At 68.5% G+C, this 16,931-nt stretch carries 19 protein-coding genes; 8 read left to right on the forward strand and 11 right to left on the reverse strand.

Annotation, left to right across the window (positions count from 1 at the left end):
• Window positions 1-12 precede the first annotated feature (12 nt).
• Window positions 13-387 carry a cupin domain-containing protein gene (locus V0Z78_RS01305; RefSeq protein WP_336342810.1) on the forward strand — a complete coding sequence of 125 codons (375 nt, stop codon included), beginning with the start codon at window positions 13-15 and terminating at the stop codon, window positions 385-387.
• Window positions 384-998 carry a hypothetical protein gene (locus tag V0Z78_RS01310; RefSeq protein ID WP_336342811.1) on the forward strand — a complete coding sequence of 205 codons (615 nt, stop codon included), beginning with the start codon at window positions 384-386 and terminating at the stop codon, window positions 996-998. Before V0Z78_RS01305 ends, V0Z78_RS01310 begins: the two co-directional genes overlap by 4 nt.
• 3 nt (window positions 999-1,001) lie before the next feature.
• On the opposite strand, the gene V0Z78_RS01315 is transcribed toward V0Z78_RS01310, so the two are convergent.
• The 3 genes from V0Z78_RS01315 to V0Z78_RS01325 all read right to left on the reverse strand — a co-directional run bounded on the left by V0Z78_RS01315 (window position 1,002) and on the right by V0Z78_RS01325 (window position 4,204).
• The gene (locus tag V0Z78_RS01315; protein WP_336342812.1) at window positions 1,002-2,837 is read right to left on the reverse strand and encodes a carbon starvation CstA family protein; all 1,836 of its coding nucleotides are present in this window, start codon (window positions 2,835-2,837) and stop codon (window positions 1,002-1,004) included.
• A gap of 109 nt (window positions 2,838-2,946) precedes the next feature.
• Entirely contained in the window at window positions 2,947-3,903 is a 957-nt protein-coding gene (locus V0Z78_RS01320) for an ArsA family ATPase (RefSeq protein ID WP_336342813.1), read from the reverse strand.
• A 4-nt stretch (window positions 3,904-3,907) separates the two neighbouring features.
• A complete protein-coding gene (locus tag V0Z78_RS01325; protein WP_336342814.1) occupies window positions 3,908-4,204 on the reverse strand; it encodes a hypothetical protein in 297 nt (98 codons plus the stop codon).
• 89 nt (window positions 4,205-4,293) lie between these two features.
• Here V0Z78_RS01325 and V0Z78_RS01330 point away from each other — a divergent pair, with 89 nt between their 5' ends.
• The 3 genes from V0Z78_RS01330 (at window position 4,294) to V0Z78_RS01340 (ending at window position 7,368) form a co-directional block, all read left to right on the forward strand.
• Window positions 4,294-5,157: a VOC family protein gene (locus V0Z78_RS01330; RefSeq protein WP_336342815.1), complete on the forward strand. Its 864-nt coding sequence runs from the start codon at window positions 4,294-4,296 to the stop codon at window positions 5,155-5,157.
• Window positions 5,151-6,068, forward strand: coding sequence for a VOC family protein (locus V0Z78_RS01335; RefSeq protein ID WP_336342816.1), 918 nt, complete (start codon window positions 5,151-5,153; stop codon window positions 6,066-6,068). Before V0Z78_RS01330 ends, V0Z78_RS01335 begins: the two co-directional genes overlap by 7 nt.
• 106 nt (window positions 6,069-6,174) lie before the next feature.
• Window positions 6,175-7,368: a GTP-binding protein gene (locus V0Z78_RS01340; RefSeq protein ID WP_336342817.1), complete on the forward strand. Its 1,194-nt coding sequence runs from the start codon at window positions 6,175-6,177 to the stop codon at window positions 7,366-7,368.
• 286 nt (window positions 7,369-7,654) lie between these two features.
• On the opposite strand, the gene V0Z78_RS01345 is transcribed toward V0Z78_RS01340, so the two are convergent.
• The 4 genes from V0Z78_RS01345 to V0Z78_RS01360 all read right to left on the reverse strand — a co-directional run bounded on the left by V0Z78_RS01345 (window position 7,655) and on the right by V0Z78_RS01360 (window position 9,273).
• Window positions 7,655-7,954 carry a hypothetical protein gene (locus V0Z78_RS01345; protein ID WP_336342818.1) on the reverse strand — a complete coding sequence of 100 codons (300 nt, stop codon included), beginning with the start codon at window positions 7,952-7,954 and terminating at the stop codon, window positions 7,655-7,657.
• 22 nt (window positions 7,955-7,976) lie between these two features.
• Window positions 7,977-8,504 carry a nicotinamide-nucleotide adenylyltransferase gene (locus V0Z78_RS01350; protein WP_336342819.1) on the reverse strand — a complete coding sequence of 176 codons (528 nt, stop codon included), beginning with the start codon at window positions 8,502-8,504 and terminating at the stop codon, window positions 7,977-7,979.
• An 85-nt stretch (window positions 8,505-8,589) separates the two neighbouring features.
• A complete protein-coding gene (locus V0Z78_RS01355; RefSeq protein WP_336342820.1) occupies window positions 8,590-8,793 on the reverse strand; it encodes a hypothetical protein in 204 nt (67 codons plus the stop codon).
• A 69-nt stretch (window positions 8,794-8,862) separates the two neighbouring features.
• Window positions 8,863-9,273, reverse strand: a complete 411-nt coding sequence (locus tag V0Z78_RS01360) for an SRPBCC family protein (protein WP_336342821.1) — start codon at window positions 9,271-9,273, stop codon at window positions 8,863-8,865.
• 54 nt (window positions 9,274-9,327) lie between these two features.
• Between V0Z78_RS01360 and upp the strand changes: the two genes are divergently transcribed.
• Window positions 9,328-10,002 carry a uracil phosphoribosyltransferase gene (upp, locus tag V0Z78_RS01365; RefSeq protein ID WP_336342822.1) on the forward strand — a complete coding sequence of 225 codons (675 nt, stop codon included), beginning with the start codon at window positions 9,328-9,330 and terminating at the stop codon, window positions 10,000-10,002.
• A 413-nt stretch (window positions 10,003-10,415) separates the two neighbouring features.
• Here the strand turns inward: upp and V0Z78_RS01370 are convergent, their stop codons facing one another.
• The 4 genes from V0Z78_RS01370 to V0Z78_RS01385 form a co-directional block, all read right to left on the reverse strand.
• Complete coding sequence (locus tag V0Z78_RS01370; protein ID WP_336342823.1) at window positions 10,416-11,273, reverse strand: alpha/beta fold hydrolase; 858 nt, start codon at window positions 11,271-11,273, stop codon at window positions 10,416-10,418.
• Between the two features lie 105 nt (window positions 11,274-11,378).
• Complete coding sequence (locus V0Z78_RS01375) at window positions 11,379-11,573, reverse strand: YgaP family membrane protein (RefSeq protein ID WP_336342824.1); 195 nt, start codon at window positions 11,571-11,573, stop codon at window positions 11,379-11,381.
• A gap of 45 nt (window positions 11,574-11,618) precedes the next feature.
• A complete protein-coding gene (locus V0Z78_RS01380; protein ID WP_336342825.1) occupies window positions 11,619-13,667 on the reverse strand; it encodes a S9 family peptidase in 2,049 nt (682 codons plus the stop codon).
• A 102-nt stretch (window positions 13,668-13,769) separates the two neighbouring features.
• The gene (locus V0Z78_RS01385) at window positions 13,770-14,369 is read right to left on the reverse strand and encodes an IMPACT family protein (protein ID WP_336342826.1); all 600 of its coding nucleotides are present in this window, start codon (window positions 14,367-14,369) and stop codon (window positions 13,770-13,772) included.
• Between the two features lie 153 nt (window positions 14,370-14,522).
• Here V0Z78_RS01385 and V0Z78_RS01390 point away from each other — a divergent pair, with 153 nt between their 5' ends.
• A complete protein-coding gene (locus V0Z78_RS01390) occupies window positions 14,523-16,379 on the forward strand; it encodes a cation:proton antiporter domain-containing protein (protein ID WP_336342827.1) in 1,857 nt (618 codons plus the stop codon).
• A gap of 382 nt (window positions 16,380-16,761) precedes the next feature.
• Window positions 16,762-16,836 (forward strand): hypothetical protein, encoded by a 75-nt coding sequence (locus tag V0Z78_RS18945; RefSeq protein WP_409338715.1) that lies wholly within the window; start codon window positions 16,762-16,764, stop codon window positions 16,834-16,836.
• Window positions 16,837-16,931: the final 95 nt, after the last annotated feature.

Genomic DNA, 16,931 nt, shown 5'->3' on the forward strand with positions numbered 1-16,931 from the left:
CCTTCCCCCACCATGGGCTATCACGTGATCTCGGTCGACGACCTCGAGGCGACCCCCGACCGGCCCTGTGACCGACATCCGATCGGAGAGACCGCCGGTCTCGAGACCGTCGCCGTCAACCACTACGACGCCGCCTCGGGCGAACAGCTCCCGCTCGCGTACCACTACCATGACGACCAGGAGGAACTGTTCTACGTCCTCTCGGGGACGCTGAGCGTCGAGACGCCCGACGGCGAGTATACGGTCGACGCGAACGAGGCCTTCGTCGTCGAACCCGACAGTCCTCACCGCGCGTACAACGCCGAGAGCGCGGACCGACCGGTTCGCGTGCTCGCGATCGGCGCGCCGCCGATCGACGACGTCCACCCCTACGAACCGGAACCATGAGCGCCGACGCCGAATCCGGAGCCGGAAGCGAGGGCGCGAACGACACGGACGTGATCCCGGAGTGGGAGGACGCCTTCCTCGACCGGGCCGCGGATCGCCTCGCGCCCAACTACGACCTCGAGAAGGACTACGCGGTTCAGGGCGAGCGCTTCGACCTCTACGGCGAGATGACGCTCCACAGCCAGAAACACTTCTTCCATCCGGCGCTGTCGTTCGCCCACCACGACTCCTACGAACACCTGTTCGTCCGGCGGGTCGAGCGCGTCCGATCGGCGGAACTCGACCGGCTGGTCGAGCTGGGTCACGACCTCGCCGAGGAGTGGATCGTCGCCGACGAGGAGCACTACAGCACCGACTTCACGTTCGTGCTCGTGGCCGACGCCCTGGACGAATCGATCCGCGAGCGCGTCGCGGGCTTCTCGGATCGTACGCTGTTGAAGTTCGGCTACAACGGCCACTACGAGATCAATCTCGTCGTCGTCTCCCCCGACGACGAGGAATGCATCGCCAGCGCGAACGCGGACGTGGCGGGGGCGTTCTCGCTGTGGGAATCGATCGAACGCGAGGAACCGGGACTGCTCGGCCTGATCGCGAGACGGCTACAGCTCTAGCCGTCAGTCGTCGGTGGTCTCGCTCTCGCCGCCGTCGGCCGCGACGGTCTCGCCCCTGCCGCGGGCCGTCTGGAGATTGCCGTACCCGATCCGGAACAGCGCGACCGCGAGCCCGACCAACACGAGCGCGATCGCGCTCTGGACGAACACCGAGACGAGTTCGAGTCCCGTCGCCTCCGCGCGCCAACTCGCATCCAGCAGGTTGAGCCAGATGTTCTGGTAGCCGACGAGCCACAGCAGCGCCACGATCGTGATGACCGCCATCAGCGCCATCGGGACGCCGGTGCTGATCAGCTGCTTCGACTCGTCCCAGTTGGCGAGCCAGATCGTCCCGGTCAGGAGCGCGAGCGCCGCGAGCAGCTGGTTCGCGCCGCCGAACAGCGGCCAGAGGTCCTCCCACCGGCCGCTGGCGACGAGGAAGAACGAGACGACGACGATCACGCTCGTGTTGACGTACCGGTTCGCCCCGTAGCTCTGAGCAGCCGTCTCGGGGGTGCCGACGAGCTCCTCGGCCAGATAGCGTCCCAGTCTGACGGCCGTGTCCATGCTCGTCAGCAGGAAGCTCACCAGCACGAGCGCCATGAAGACGGATCCGATCGTCAGCGGGATGCCCAAGGCGGTGAGGATGATGCCGCCGCCGTCCGCGAAGTTCGGCAACGCGAGGCCGATGCCGCCCGCGGCGGGCGTCGCGGCGATCAGTACCACCGTACAGATCGACACGGCCGCGAGCAGCCCCTCGCCGAGCATGCCGCCGTAGCCGATCAGTCGGGCGTCGGTCTCCTTGTTGAGCTGTTTCGCGGTCGTCCCCGACGAGACGATCGAGTGGAAGCCGCTGATCGTCCCGCAGGCGATGGTGACGAACAACAGCGGGAACAGCGGCATCGCGAACGGAACGAGGTCGCTGCCCATGAACCCGTACCAGGCGGGGATGTTGATCTCGAGCGGTCGGCTGGTCGTCGTGATGAAGGTGCCGACGATCACCGCGAGCAGCGAGCCGCCGACGCCGGTGTAGAGCAGGAACGACGAGAGGTAGTCCCGCGGCTGGAGCAGCATCCAGACGGGAAGGATGCTCGCCGCGCCGCCGTAGACGAGCATGACGATCACCCAGGCGCCGATGTTGACGCTCTCGAGGATCGGCGGAACGAACCCGGGCGTCGAGTTCAACAGAACGAACGTCCCGGCGGGGTAGTCGCCGCCGGGGACGAGCGCGAAGGGGTACTGGATGCCGACCCAGACGGAGGCGAACACGCCGGCGACGAACACGACGGTGCCGACGGCGAAGGAGAGCCCGAGCTGGTAGAGCCAGACGCCGAAGACGAACGCCAGCGCGATGTAGAGGATGCTCGCGGTCGCGGCCTGGGGGTAGGCATCGAAGACGACGCCGATGACGAGCGAGAAGACGGCGACGACGAGGATGATGAGGAGAAACGCGAACCACAGCAGCATGTCCTTACCTCGTTCGCCGACGTACTGACCGATGATGTAGCCGATCGACTTCCCCTCGTGTCGGACGCTCGCCGACAGCGACGTGAAGTCGTGGACCGCCCCGAGGATCGGGTTGCCGATCGCGACCCACAGCACCGCGGGGACCCATCCCCAGATCAACGTTGCAGTGATCGGCCCGACGATCGGTGCCCCGCCCGCGATGCTGGAGTAGTGGTGTCCCAACAGGACTGGTTTCGTCGCCGGGACGTACTCCTGGCCGTCCTGGTACTTGTGTGCGGGTGTCTCCCGCGAGTCGTCGAGCCCGACGAACTGCGAGAGGTATCGCCCGTAGCCGATGTACGCGGCCGTGAACGTCGTCAACACGAGCGCCACGATCCAGATCACTCCTACCATGCGTAGTTCTACCACTCGAATCGTCCAGGATTAATATAAGCCTGGCGTATGAGTTCTCCCGAACGGCCGCTGAGTAGAACCCGCCGGCGCCGTCGTTGCGCCGGTGGGTTCACGCGGTTCGTAGCGGGTCCACCGAGAGCGTCTCCGCGACCTCCGTGAGCAGCGACCCCTTCACCTCGCGGACCCGCGTCTCGATGGCGGCGACGACCGGCGGCTCGAACTCGTTCTCGACGTACTCGACGCGTTCGCGCTCGGTCTCGACCTTCTCGCGGAGAAAGCGTGCGCCGCGGCCCTGCTCGTCGGCGTCCGGCTCCGGGGTGAGCCGGTTGATCACGATCCCGTCGACGCTCAGCCCGTACTCGCGGTGGGTCTCGATCGAGCGCTCGGTCTCGCGCACCGAGAGCTCGTCGGGGTTGCAGACGAGGTAGAACGACGCCTCGTCCAGCGCGTCGCCCGCGAACTCGAAGCGCTCCTTTCGCTTCCGGAGGCGCGCGAGGATGGGGTCGCCCTCGCGGATCCGCCGGGGCTCCTGGTTGCCGATCGCGGCCATCTCGAAGTACTCGATGCTCTTCTCGCGCTTGTGTGCGAGCTGGTCGATCCACTTCCCCAGGAGTTCCGGCAGCGCGAGCAGTCGCAGGGTCGCGCCCGTCGGCGAGGTGTCGAAGACGACGCGGTCGCAGTCGGCCTCGCGCATCACGTCGACGAACCGATCCAGCAGCGCCGCCTCGTAGGCGCCCGGCGTCCGGTGGGCCATCTCGATCTGGAGGTCGATCCCGCTCGCCATCGCCGGACTCAGCTGCTCGCCGAGCGCGCGCTTGGTCTCCTGGAGGTGTTCCTGGACCTCGTGTTCGGGGTCGATCTCCATCGCCCGCAGGTTCTCGATTCCCTCGACCGATCGGGGCTCGTCGCCGAACTCCTGGTCGAAGACGTCGCCCGTGCTGTGGGCGGGATCGGTCGAGACGACCAGGGTGTCGAGACCCGCGTTCGCGCACTTCAGCGCGTAGGCGCTCGCGACGGTCGTCTTGCCGACGCCGCCCTTGCCTCCGAAGAAGACGTGCTCGGCCATCGACTCAGAAGTGATACTGTTGGCCCTTGCGCTCGATCAGCGACTCGCGGTCCCACATGCGCCGCTGCCAGGCCTCGTACTCGTCGGTGAGGTGGGGCAGCAGCTCCGCGGTGTAGTACGACACCGGCGAGGGGATGCCGAAGGCGTCCGGAAAACAGGCGAGCATGAACGCGTCCTCCAAGTCCTCGGCCTCCTTCTCGATCTTCTCGTAGGCGGGGTGGGTGAACATCCCGTGATAGAGCCCCCGGAGCCACTTCTCGATCGTGGCCCGGTAGCGCTCGATCCGCTCCGCGAGGTCCATGGTAGGCGGTGTCGGGCGCGGGCGTAAAACGGTGTCGTTGGCGCCGATGCGGAACGTACGGTTATCCATGCCGGCGACCAACGGTCGGCATGGCGAACACGGACGATCGGTTACCGCCGACCACGCGCGTCGGTCGGGTGACGCTCCGCGTGAACGACCTCGACCGGCTGGTCGGCTTCTACCGGGACGTCGTCGGCCTCGCCGTCCTCGAACGCGACGACGATCGGGCGACGCTCGGCGCCGACGACCCCCTGCTCGAACTGCTCGCGGACCCCGACGCGCCCGAACGGGGCCACGAGGAGACGGGACTGTTCCACGCGGCGTTTCGCGTCCCCTCGCGCGAGGCGCTCGGCGACGCGCTCGGGCGGATCCGTGGGCGCTGGCACTTCGACGGCGCCTCCGACCATCTCGTGAGCGAGGCGCTCTACCTCACCGATCCGGAGGGAAACGGGATCGAGATCTACCGCGATCGACCCCGATCGGAGTGGCCGACGACGGGCGACGGTCGCGTCGAGATGGACACCCGGCGGCTCGACACGGACGCGATCGCCGATCTCGGACGCGGGAGGAGAGCGGTGCCGGACCAAACGACGGTCGGGCACGTTCACCTCGAGGTCTCCTCGCTGCCGGCGGCACACGCGTTCTACGTCGACGGGCTCGGACTGGGCGTTCGACAGGAGTGGAGCGACGCGGCGTTGTTCGTCGCCGCCGGCGACTACCACCACCACGTCGGGCTCAACACGTGGAACGGACGGACGACCCCCGCGAAGGGACGGGGCCTCGAGCGCTTCGAACTGCTCGTCTCCTCCGAAGAGGCGCTGGAGGCGACGCGAGGGCGCCTGGAGGAACGCGGCGTCGAGGTCGCCGCCGGGAACGCCGGCCTGGTGGTCGCCGATCCGGACGGGATCGAACTGTGCCTACGGGTCGACTCGGACGGTACGAGCGCATGCTGAGCGACACGCCCGGCGTCCACCACGTCACCGCGATCGCGGGCGACCCCCAGCAGAACGTCGACTTCTACGCCGGCGTGCTCGGGCTCCGGTTCCTGAAGCGTACGGTCAACCACGAGGACCGGTTCGCCTACCACCTCTACTACGGCGACGGCGCCGGCTCGACGGGGAGCCTCGTCACCTTCTTCCCCTACCCCGGCGACGACGGCCGCGTCGGTAAACCCCAGCCGAGCGCGGTGGCGTTCGTCGTCCCCGAGGGCTCGCTGGATTACTGGCTCGACCGTCTCGCGGCCCGCGGCGCCGAACGGACGGAGCGCTTCGACGAGCGGGTCGTCGGCGTTCGTGATCCCGACGGGACGCCGATCGAACTCATCGCCGGCGACGTGGCGGGAGCGCCGTGGACGGAGACGGTCCCGGAGGAGGCGGCGATCCGCGCGATCCACGGCGCCACGCTGCTCTCGGCGAATCCCTACGCCACCGCCGCTATCCTCGAGACGCTCGGGTTCGACCTCCTCGCACAGGAAGGCGACCGGGTTCGATATCGTGCGCCGGGCGGCCATGCGGGGATCGTGGATCTCCTCGACGTCGAGAGCCCGTTCGGCCGCGAGGGACCGGGAACGATCCACCACGTCGCGCTACTGGTCGGAAGCGAGGCGGAGCTGTTCGAGTGGCACGACCTCTTCCGGGAGCGTGATTACGACGTCTCGCGGGTGAAGGACCGCCACTACTACCGGTCGCTCTACGTCCGCGAACCCGGCGGGATCCTCTTCGAGCTGGCGACCGAGCCCTCCGGGCTCGTCTCGGGTCCGGAGGCCGGACGGACGCTCGAGCTGCCCCCCTGGTTCGAGGAGGACCGCGGGACCATCGAGGCGCAGTTGCCGCCGCTCTCGGTGCCGGATCGGACGACCGAGTGACGTACTCCGGTCCGACCCCTTCGATGACGCTCGCCGATCACCATCGGTGCGACACGGCGGAGCATGGGACGGTGCGTTGAAGGCCGGGCCGGCCCCATCCCACGGCATGACCGACGCCATCCCCGTGACGATCCTCTCGGGGGCGTTAGGAGCCGGCAAGACCACGCTACTGAACCACCTCCTCGCCACCACCGACCGGCGAGTCGCCGTCCTCGTCAACGACATGGGTGAGCTCAACGTCGACGCCGAGCTGATCGCCGAGGGGAGCGACCTCGCCGGCGGCGTCACGGAGCTCTCGAACGGCTGTATCTGCTGTGAGCTCCAGGACGACCTCGAGACGGAGGTGATGCGGCTCGCGCGCTCCCGGGAGTTCGACCACCTCGTCGTCGAGTCCTCGGGCATCTCCGAGCCTGCTCCCGTCGCCCGGCTGTTCACCACGGACTCGAAGGCCGCCGCGGTCTACGCCGTCGACACGCTCGTGACCGTGGTCGACGCCGCCGACTTCCGCGCGCGTTTCGCGGGCGAACGGGAGCCCGAGTACGCCGAGACCGCCGAGGGGGAGACGCGTCCCCTCTCGGATCTGCTGCTCGAACAGGTCGAGTGCTGTGACGTACTCGTGCTCAACAAGTGCGACCTCCTCCCCGAGGACGAACTCGACGAGGTGGAGGCGACCCTCCGGGGGCTCCAGCCGAGCGCCCGGATCGTTCGGACGCGCTACGGAGAGCTCGATCCCGCCGAGATCCTCGACACCGGCCGGTTCGACCCCGAGCGCGCGGGCGAGTCGGCCGGGTGGAAGCGCGCGCTCGAGGAGACCGACCACGGGGACGAGGCGAACCGGACCCACGACGGGCACGATCACCGACATCCCAACGAGGAGTACGGGATCGACTCGTTCGTCTACCGGCGACGCCGGCCGTTCGACGCCGAGCGGTTCGCCGCCCTCCTCGAGGCACTCCCCGCGGCGCTCGTCCGCGCGAAGGGGCGGTTCTGGGTCGCGGGCCGGCCCGACGCGGAACTCCGCATGAGCTACGGGGGCCGGATCACGCGGGTCGAGCCCGCGGGCCGGTGGATCGCCGCCCTCCCGGAGGTCGAGCGCGACCTCTACCGGTCGAACCGACCCGACCTCGAGTGGGACGACGAGTGGGGCGACCGGCGAATCGAGCTCGTCTTCATCGGTCGCGAGCTCGACGACGAGGCGCTCATCGAGCGGCTGGACGGCTGTCTCGTCGAGGAGGCGGACGGCGACACCGGGCCGTTCCCCGGCGCCGAGGACGATCCCGTCGAGTTCGAGTCCGTCTGACCGGCGCGGTCGGCCGAACGATCGTCTTGCCTTGGTTCGGGACGGTTCGACCGGTCTCCAGGCCTCGGTCGCACATCGTACCGATATCGGCGCGCAGCCGACCGGATCCGATCGATCGCCCGCTCCCTGACAGCGGGGAACCGACCACGACCCGTCGCCTCGGGGATCTCCAACTCGTACCAGACGGTCTCGTACTCGGATATCGGATCGTTGAACACCTCGAGCGCCGACTCCTCGCCGACGTCGGAGAACAACGCGGCCGACTCTGCCAATTCCTCGCCCGGAATCAGCTGGATCGGTCCCCTGAGACGACGCTCCTCCAGTTGTTCTTCCTGCGCCACTCGTACGCCGTGAGGCTCGCGATCTCCGTCTCGGAGACGAACGCCCGCTTCCTGCTGTCCTCGGTCATGATGAACCGGAGGACCCACCGGTCCGCCGCGTCGCCGTATGCGAACGCGCTGGGGATCGTGTACGCCTCGCTCCCTTTGGTCAGTCCAAGCACGCCGAGGCCTCGTTTCTTGAGGAAACGCGAGTCGACGACGATCCCGAGCGTTCCGTCGGGTCGATCCGTGCTCGATGCGAACACGGTGTCTCTCGCCGCAGGCCCCTCAGGACGGGGCGTCGACCGCGTGCCGGTCGTGTTCGACCACGCGACGAAGCCGCTCGACGCCGTCGATCTCCCTGACGCGCTCCACGGTGGCGTCGGGAACGCGGTCGTGCCACGGGTCGCCGTCGACCATACGGCGACGGACGTCGGTACCGCGGTAGCGATCCCGCTCGAGGAGTTCGACGCCGCGGACGTCCAGACCGGCCTCCCGACAGACGTGTCCGACCAGCGGATTGTTCGTGTAGACCCTCTCGAAGCTGGGACACAGCGTCTGCACGTGGGTGGGCCATACCGCATAGCGATCGAGGTCCTCGATCGGGATGACGTACGTCGTCGTGTCGATCTTCTCGAGCGACCGATGGATCATGCTCACCCGCTCGCCCGCGGTGAACGGGTTCCGACCCGTATGGGACGCCTGTGCGCTACCGACCCCGATGATGACCTCGTCGACGTCGGCCGCGATGCGCTCGACGAACTGGCGGTGGCCGCGGTGGAACGGCTGGAACCGTCCCGGGAAGAACCCCCGCATGTGTCCCCGTTACACACGTCGGCGAAAAGACCCTCCGACTGATCCGTCGGGACGCCGGGGACGACTCCCCCGAGATCGAACCGGCCTAGCAGGCACAGCCCGCGGAGTCGGGCGACCGTTCGAAGCGCATCTCCTCCCCACAGGCCGGACAGGCCGGCGGCTCCTCCTCGGCGTCGAGGTCGAGGATCCGCTCTCCGCAGTCGTCACACCAGTAGGCGCCCTTCGATTCGGCGGTCGCGTCCGTCTCGGGGCCGTCGAACAGTCCCCTCACCGTATCGAGAACGCTCATAGTTACCGATACACACGCGACGGCAAAAGCCTTTCACGGGACTGCGTGACCCGCACACGGCCGGGGTCCTCAGCCCAGCTCCGCTTCTAGCGCGTCGAGCGCGCGTTCGAGTTCGGCCTCGCGCTTCCAGGCGGCGACGCGGTCCGTGAGCCGCCGGGGGAAGAGATCGAGCGTCACCGTCGAGCGCATCCGCACCCTGACGCCCTCGTTCTCGGGCGCGTAGGTGATCGTCGTCTCCATCTTCTCGAACGGCCCGGCGCCACCCTCCTGTTCGTAGCGATAGCCGTCCTCGCGCTCCTCGAAGAACAGCCCGATCTCGAGTCCGCCCGCGCCGGCGATCACCCGGACCCCGTCGTCGAGTTCGATCACCTCGCGTGGGGTGAAGCTCCCCTCGTACTCGACCAGCGTCGCCGGCGAGAGCGCGCGCTCGATCCGGGGCACCGTTGCCCGGAGGAACCGTGAGACCTCGACCTCGCGCATGCTCGGCGTTTGGGGATCGGTACATTAAGGCACTCGGACCGCCGTCGCTCTCGTATGACCATCGAGGACCGCGACACCGCGTCGGTCATCACCCATGCGCTCGCGCGAGACACCCTCTCGCGGCTGCGCGACGTCGAAACCGAACAGGTCGGCTTCCGGAAGGGGCTCGTGAAGCTCGGGCGCATCTGTGGCTACGAGATCATCGACGGCAGCATGGAGACCGAGTACGTCGAGATCCAGACCCCCCTCGAGACGACGATGGGCGAGCGCGTCAAGGGTCTCGACGACGTCGTGATCATCAACGTGCTCCGGGCGGCGACGCCGTTCGTCGAGGGGCTGCTGAAGGCGTTTCCGAGGGCAAAACAGGGCGTCATCTCGGCTGGCCGCGACGAGGAGGCCGGGATGGACGAGGGCGAGTTTCCCATCTCCATCGACTACGTGAAGCTGCCCGAGATCCGCGAGCAGGACACCGTGATCGTCGCCGACCCGATGCTCGCGACCGGCAGCACGATGTGTGCGGTGCTCGAGCGGGTGCTCGAGGACGCCCCCGAGCCCGAACACCTGTTCGTCCTCTCGGCGGTGAGCGCGCCGGACGGCCTGCTGCGCGTCGCGGAGCGGTTCCCCGAGGTCGAACTGCTGACGGTGAGCGTCGACGACCGCCTCGACGAGAACGGCTTCATCGTTCCCGGACTCGGCGACGCCGGCGACCGGGCGTTCCGGACGACGTAGCTAGTGGTCGGCCTGCACGAGGCTATCGGGAGTCCGCCGATGGATCGGGAACGAGAACTGCCCCGTGTGACCTCCGTACCGATACGGCCGACGATGCCCTCGCACGCACCGTCTCGATCTCGGTCGACGACAGGAAGGGCGACTCCCAGCGAACGATGCAGGCCGAGCCCGTGCCCGCCGTCGACGGGGTGGAGGTCGTCGTCGACCAACCCCTTCCTTTCACCTCGAAACCACACGAGGGGACCGAGGTATCCGGCCCCAAAGCGGAGACGAAGCCCACCCCGGACCCCCGTTCGTCTCCCTCGATTGGCCCCCAGGGTTCGCGGCCGTCGCTGAAGCGTGTCGGGCGGTAGAACCCCCGTACCGCTCCGTCCTGTCCCGCCCCGCCCTGTTCCGCTGGATCGAAGACTCCCCTACTCGAGGAACTGCCGGACGGGTTCGATCTGGTCGGCCGTGTTGAGCATCGGTGCGTGGCCGGAGTCGACCTCGACGGTTTCGGCATCGGGTCGCCGCTCCAGCATCTCCTCGTAGACGGGCGTCGGGAGGATCTCGGAGTCCACGCCGTGGACGACCATGAGTTCGGCGTCGATCGCCTCCCAGATCTCCCACCCGTCCGGGCCGTCATCGTTATCGTCATCGACTCCCGCCTCGAGCCCCTCGAGGATGCGCGGGTCGTACGCCCGGGTAATGCCGCCGTCGTCCGTTCGACGCGCCGACCGGAGGGTGAACGCCGTCCACTCCTCGTCGGTCATCGCGCTGAATCGCCCGCCGTAGATCTCCCGGTAGTACGCCTCCAGCTCGGTGACTGTATCGACGACCGGCGGATCGCCGACGTATTCCCCGATCCGTTCGAGCGCCGACTCCTTCGCGTCGTTCGCGGGATCGGGGCTGACGTCGTTGACGACGAGGTGGGTGATCCGATCGGCCAGCGCCCCGCCGGCCAGCGCTATCCCGAGGCCGCCCCCCATCGACGTGCCGATCCAGCGAAGCTCCTCGAAGCCGAGCTCGTCACAGAACCCGACGAGCAGTTCCGCCATCCGCTCGTTCGTGTACGCGGTGGTATCCGCGGGCCATTCGCTCCAGCCGCGGCCGGGCATGTCCGGGCAGAGGACGTAATACTCCTCCTCGAGTTCGACCGCGAGCGCGTCGAAGTCCCGGCCGACCCGCGTGAGGCCGTGGACGCAGACGATCGGCGGGTCGTCCGGATCGCCCCAGGCCGTGTAGTGGAGTTCGACGCCGTCGACGGTCAGAAAGCGATCGGTCCGTGCCATGATATCACTCCGCGGTGACGGCGTACGATGACGTAAGTACAGGGGGTCGATCGCTCGGCCGCGATGATCGCTAGACCGCGATGCCCCCGCACAAGGGGGATCGGCTCAGCCGCAGGTGTCGATGCCGAACAGCGCGTTCAGCGGACAGCGCCGGATCACGACGGTCGCGAGCAGGTCGGTTCCCCCGATGAACGCCAGGGTTCCGATCGTCTTTTCCCGATTTCGGGAGCCGAACACGAGCAGCGCGAACGAGACGAGAAGACGGCCGAGACGATCGAGGCTGCCGACGTTGCGTTTCACGTTTGGACGAGGGCCGTCCGAATCTTGGCGGTTCTGTCGGCTGCTTCAACGATCGATCGGCCCGTCCCCGTCACCAGGTTCGGTTTCGTTTCCCTCCCTGCGTTCGTCGGCTACGGACAACCCCCCGTCGCCGCGCTCGAGCGCGCGCGGGACGTCGTGGTGGTCTGAGTAGCCGTCGAACCAGCGGGCGATCCGCTCGATCCGATCGACGACGTGTCCGGGCTCGCCCGACCGGGAGAGCTCGTGGCCCTCGCGCGGATAGCGGACGAGCCGGGTTTCGACGCCGTTCTTCTTCAGCGCCCGATAGAACGCCTCCCCGCCGCCGATCGGCACCCGGTAATCGTTCTCGGCGTGCATGACGAGCGTCGGCGTCGTCACCCGATCGGCGTAGGCGGTCGGCGAACGCTCGTGGAGGCGTTCGGGTTCCTCCCAGGGCACGGCGTCGAACTCCCACTCGATCAGCTTGAACGCGTCGGTCGAGCCGTAGAAGCTCGAGAGATCGTAGACGCCGCGCTGGGCGACGGCTCCCTCGAACCGGTCGGTGTGGCCGACGATCCAGCCGGTCATGTAGCCGCCGAAGGAGCCGCCGGTGACGAACTGGTTCGCCTCGTCGACGTACGCGCGGTTCCGAACGAGGTCCGCGCCGGCGAGGACGTCGCGCATCGTAACGTCACCCCAGTCGCGCTCGATCGCGGCCATGTGTTCCTCGCCGTAGCCGGTCGATCCTCTGGGGTTGCACCAGAAGACGACGTAGCCCCGTGCGGCGAGCGTCTGGAACTCGTGCCAGGTCGTCCCCCCGGTCGACCACATCGCGTGGGGTCCGCCGTGGATCTCGACGACGAGCGGGTACGACTCGTCGGGATCGAGGTCGGGCGGCGTGAGCACCCACCCCTGGATCTCCTTCCCGTCGCTCTCGAACCGGAGCTCCTCGGGCTGTGGAACCGCCCGGTCGTCCAGGTAGCCGGCGTTCACACGGGTCAGGCGGTTGGTCTCGCCACCCGCGGGCGTCGAGGCGAACACGTCGCCGGGGTGGTCCCACTCGCTTCTCGTGACCGCCACGGCGTCGCGGCCGGGATCGAAGCCGTCGACGTGGCCGTCCTCGATCACGACCTCACTTCCTGCGCTCCCGTCCGCCGCGACTCGACGGAGCGTCACGCTTCCCTCGTCCGGCACGGGGAAGTAGACGCGTTCGCCGTCGGGGCTCCACTTCGGAACACCCTCGACCGTCCGGTCCAGCGACGCCGTGAGCGAGGTGGTCTCGCCGCTCTCTCGGTCGAAGACCTCGATCTCGACCTGTCGAAGCGTCGATCGCTCCTCCGGTCTGCGGCGGTACGCGATCCGGCCGGCGGTCGCCGCGAGCCCGGGTTCCCACGCCGTCGTCCGCGTGATCGTCTCCGCCCCGCCGGCGAGGTCGTCCGCGATGAGGTCGTACACCGTGTTGTCGTCGGGGTCGTCGGTGCGCTTCGCGGCGTAGTAGAGCGTGTCGGCGTCGCCCCAGTCGGGCGAGACGTAGTCGTACTCGCCGTCGGTGTGACGCGTGACCTCGTCATCGGCGAGGTCGACGGTGTAGACGTGGCTGTGCCCGCCGTCGAAGTATCGTTCGTCCGCCCGGTAGATCAGCCGGTCGATCACCCGCGGATCCGGCGACTCGCGCTCGTAGTCGGCGTCATCGATCCCGAGATCGCGTCCCTCCTCGCGCTCGGCTGGCGTGCTCGACTGGACGAACGCGATCCGCTCCCCGTCGGGGCTCCAGCCGATCGCGCTCACGCCGCCGGCGACGTTCGTCACCCGGCGGGCCTCGCCGCCGTCGGTCGGGAGCACCCAGAGCTGCGGGCGGTCGTCCTCGCCGCGCGTGCTGACGAACGCGAGGCGGTCGCCCGAGGGACTCCAGCACGGCTCCGAGTCGACGCCCTCCGCGAGCGTGATCCGGCGGGGCTCCTCCCCGCCCAGCGCCACGGCGTGGATCGTCGCCTCGTAGCGCTCGTCGTCCCTCGGCACCGTCCGCACGAACGCGACGCGCTCGCCGTCGGGCGAGATCCGTGGCTCCGAGACCCGAACGAGGTCGTGGTAGTCGGCGGCGTTCACCGTCTTCATATCCGGGTCGTGATAACTCATGTCGAATAGCGTTTCGGTTCGAGGATGCACCGTCCACTCGTTTCCGACGTCGGATCCCGGGGAGGGTAGGAGACTGCGGTCTCACTCGATTCCGGCCCGTCCGCTCGTGGCGCTGCGAAGCCGGTCTCGTAGCCCGTCGGCCTCCTCGCTCGGAACGCGGACCTCGAAGCGCACGTTCTCGCCGTAGTCGGCGTCGAACTCACAGCCTGCGCTCTCGAGGATTCCCCTGACCGTCCCCGAGTCGTCGTACTCGACGGCGACCGACAGGTGGACGTGGGGCCGCTCCTCGAGGATCCCCGCCGCCTCGAGCGCGTCGCTCGCTGCCCGCGAGTACGCCCGGACGAGTCCCCCGTATCCGAGGTTCGTCCCGCCGTAGTAGCGCGTAACCACGAGGACGCAGTTCTCGACCTCCTCGCCCTGGAGGACGTTCAGCGCGGGTTTTCCGGCCGATCCCGAGGGCTCGCCGTCGTCGCTCGTGTACTCGCGAAGCGGGTCCGCGCGCACCCGGTAGGCGGGAACGTTGTGCGTGGCGTCGTCGTACTCCCCTTCGACTTCGGCGACGAACGCCTCCGCGTCCTCGACCGTTCCCGCGGGGGCGACGTGGCCGATGAACTCGGAACCTCGCACCTCGAAGGCGGCGCTCGCCCGTTCGGCGACGGTGCGGTAGACCTCGGCCGTCATTCCCCGGAAATCGGGTCGCCGTCCGCAAGGCTCCGTCGGTCGGCGGCACGTCCGTGATGGCTCGCTCGTTACGCCGATTCCGCGTCGATCCGCTCGACGCCGTTCGACCCGCGGCGTCGGGTGGTTGATGTAGCCCGCACGCCTACGGAGGTCGTGTCCGACGCCATCCTGACGGTCTCCGCGGTCATCGTCCTGCTCGGGGTCGTCGCGCAGGTCCTCTCCGACCGATATCGGGTGCCGAGCGTCCTGTTCCTGATCGTCGCGGGGATCGTACTCGGCCCCGAGGGGATCGGACTCGTCACCCGCGAGACGTTCGGTGATGGGCTGTTCACCGTCGTGGCGTTCAGCGTCGCCGTCATCCTCTTCGATGGTGCCTTTCACCTGCACCTCGCGAAGCTCCGTCGGGCTCCTCGGGCGACGCTCCGGCTCGTCACCGTCGGCGCGCTGTTCATGCTGGTCGGGACGGCCGTGGCCGTCCGCCTCTTCCTGGAGACGAGCTGGGAGATCGCGTTCCTGATCGGCGCGCTGCTGGTCGCGACGGGGCCGACCGTCATCACCCCCATCCTCGACGTCGTGACCGTCCGCGACCAGGTCGAGGCGGCCCTCGAGGCCGAGGGGATCATCAACGACGTCACCGCCGCCGTCTTCGCGGTGGTGATCTTCGAGATGCTGGTCGTCGAGGCGCTGTTCGGGCCGGCGCTCGTCGTCGCCTTCCTCCAGCGCATCGCCGTCGGCGTCCTCGTCGGAGGGGGGGTCGCGGGCGTGATCTGGTACGCGCTGGGCCACCTCGACCTCTCGCCGACCAACGCGCCCCGACTCACTCGGGTGATCGTGCTCGCGGGTGTGTTCTCCGCGTTCGCCGGGGCCGAGGGGATCGCCGGCGAGGCCGGCATCGCCGCCGTCGCCATCGCCGGCGTCCTCCTCGGCAACGCCGACCTCCCCCACCGCGAGGAGATCGCCGCGTTCACCGAGGCGCTCACGACGTTCGTCCTCTCGTTCGTCTTCATCGCGCTGGCTGCGCTCATCGAGTTCGACGCCATCCTCGCGCTCGGGCTCGGCGGCGTCGCGGTCGTCGCGCTCGTGACGCTCATCGTCCGGCCGCTGCTGGTCTTCCTCTCGGTTCGCGGCGAGCAGTTCACCCGGGGCGAGCGGCTCTTCCTGAGCGCGGTCGGGCCGCGCGGCATCATCCCCGCGAGCGTCGCGACGCTGTTCGCCATCCAGCTCGAGGCGGTCGGCGACGCCGCCGCCGCCGAGACGCTCGTGGGGACGGTCTTCCTCATCATCTTCGTCACGGTGGTGCTCCAGGCCGGATTCGCCAGACAGATCGCGGACGCCCTCGACGTGGTACCCATGACGGTGATCATCGCCGGCGGGGGACGGGTCGGCCAGGCGCTCGCCGACCGACTGACTGATCGAGGCGAGAACGTGGTGATCGTCGACGACGACCCGTCGACGGTCGAGCGCGTCCGTGACGCCGGCTACACAGCCTACGAGGGCGACGCCACGGAGTCTGCGTTGCTCCGCGAGGTCGGCATCGATCGCGCGAGGATCGTCGTGGCCGCGACCGGAGACGACAACGACAACCTGCTGATCGCCCAGCTCGCGCGATCGAAGTTCGGCGTCGAGCGGGTGCTCGCGCGGGTGAATCGGCCGGAGAACGTCGCCGCGTTCGATACGCTCGACGTCGAGGTGGTCTCGGCCTCGCTCGCGACCGCCTGGTCGCTGGACAATCGAATCGAGCGGCCGGCGCTCGACGCCTGGATGAACCAGCTCGGCGAGGGACACGACGTTCAGGAGATCGAGGTGACGACCGACGAGTTCGCCGGCCGAACGATCGCCGAGGTGGGATCCGCCATTCCCGACGGCTGCATCGTCGCGATGATCGGCCGCGAGGGGAGCTCGCACGTCCCCGACGGCGACACCGTCCTCGAACGGGGCGACCACGTCACGTTCCTCGGGCGGAAGGACGCGGTTCGCGAGGCGATCCGGCGGTTCCACCCCCACGACTGAGCCCTCGGGACGCCGATCACGGATCGCCACGTCGATGTACGTCCGCCGGCGTTCATCCCTCTCCTTGACCCGATGCGTTCTCGTCCCGATCGATGGCTCGCCCCACGCCGACGCCGCGCTGGAGTACGCCTGTACCGCGTTCGCCGACGCCGAGATCACCGTCCCGTTCGTGCTCGATCCGTTCGGCTACTACGAGGAGCGCGACGGCTTTCCTGATCGCCTCGACGACTGATACGCGAACCTCGAGAAGCGCGCGGAGCGGCCGTTCGAGGAGGCCACCGAGCGCGCGGGCGAGCACGGCGTCGAGATCGACACCGCGACCGAGTAGGGTCGACCCGACCGCGCGATCGTCGCCCACACCGCCGAGAACGACTTCGACGGGATCGTCATCGGCGCTCACGGCCGCCGGGGCGCCACGGAAGTCCTGCTCGGGAACGTTGGAAGATCGCATACGTGATCTTCGAGCCAATCAGAACACTACGCGTTCTGATGACTCACGGAGAGGGTGACGCGACGCTCGCCGGTACCCGTGAGGGTCGTTCGCTGGACGCT

Origin of the sequence: Halalkalicoccus sp. CG83 (assembly GCF_037081715.1) — an archaeon.
Classification (GTDB): domain Archaea; phylum Halobacteriota; class Halobacteria; order Halobacteriales; family Halalkalicoccaceae; genus Halalkalicoccus; species Halalkalicoccus ordinarius.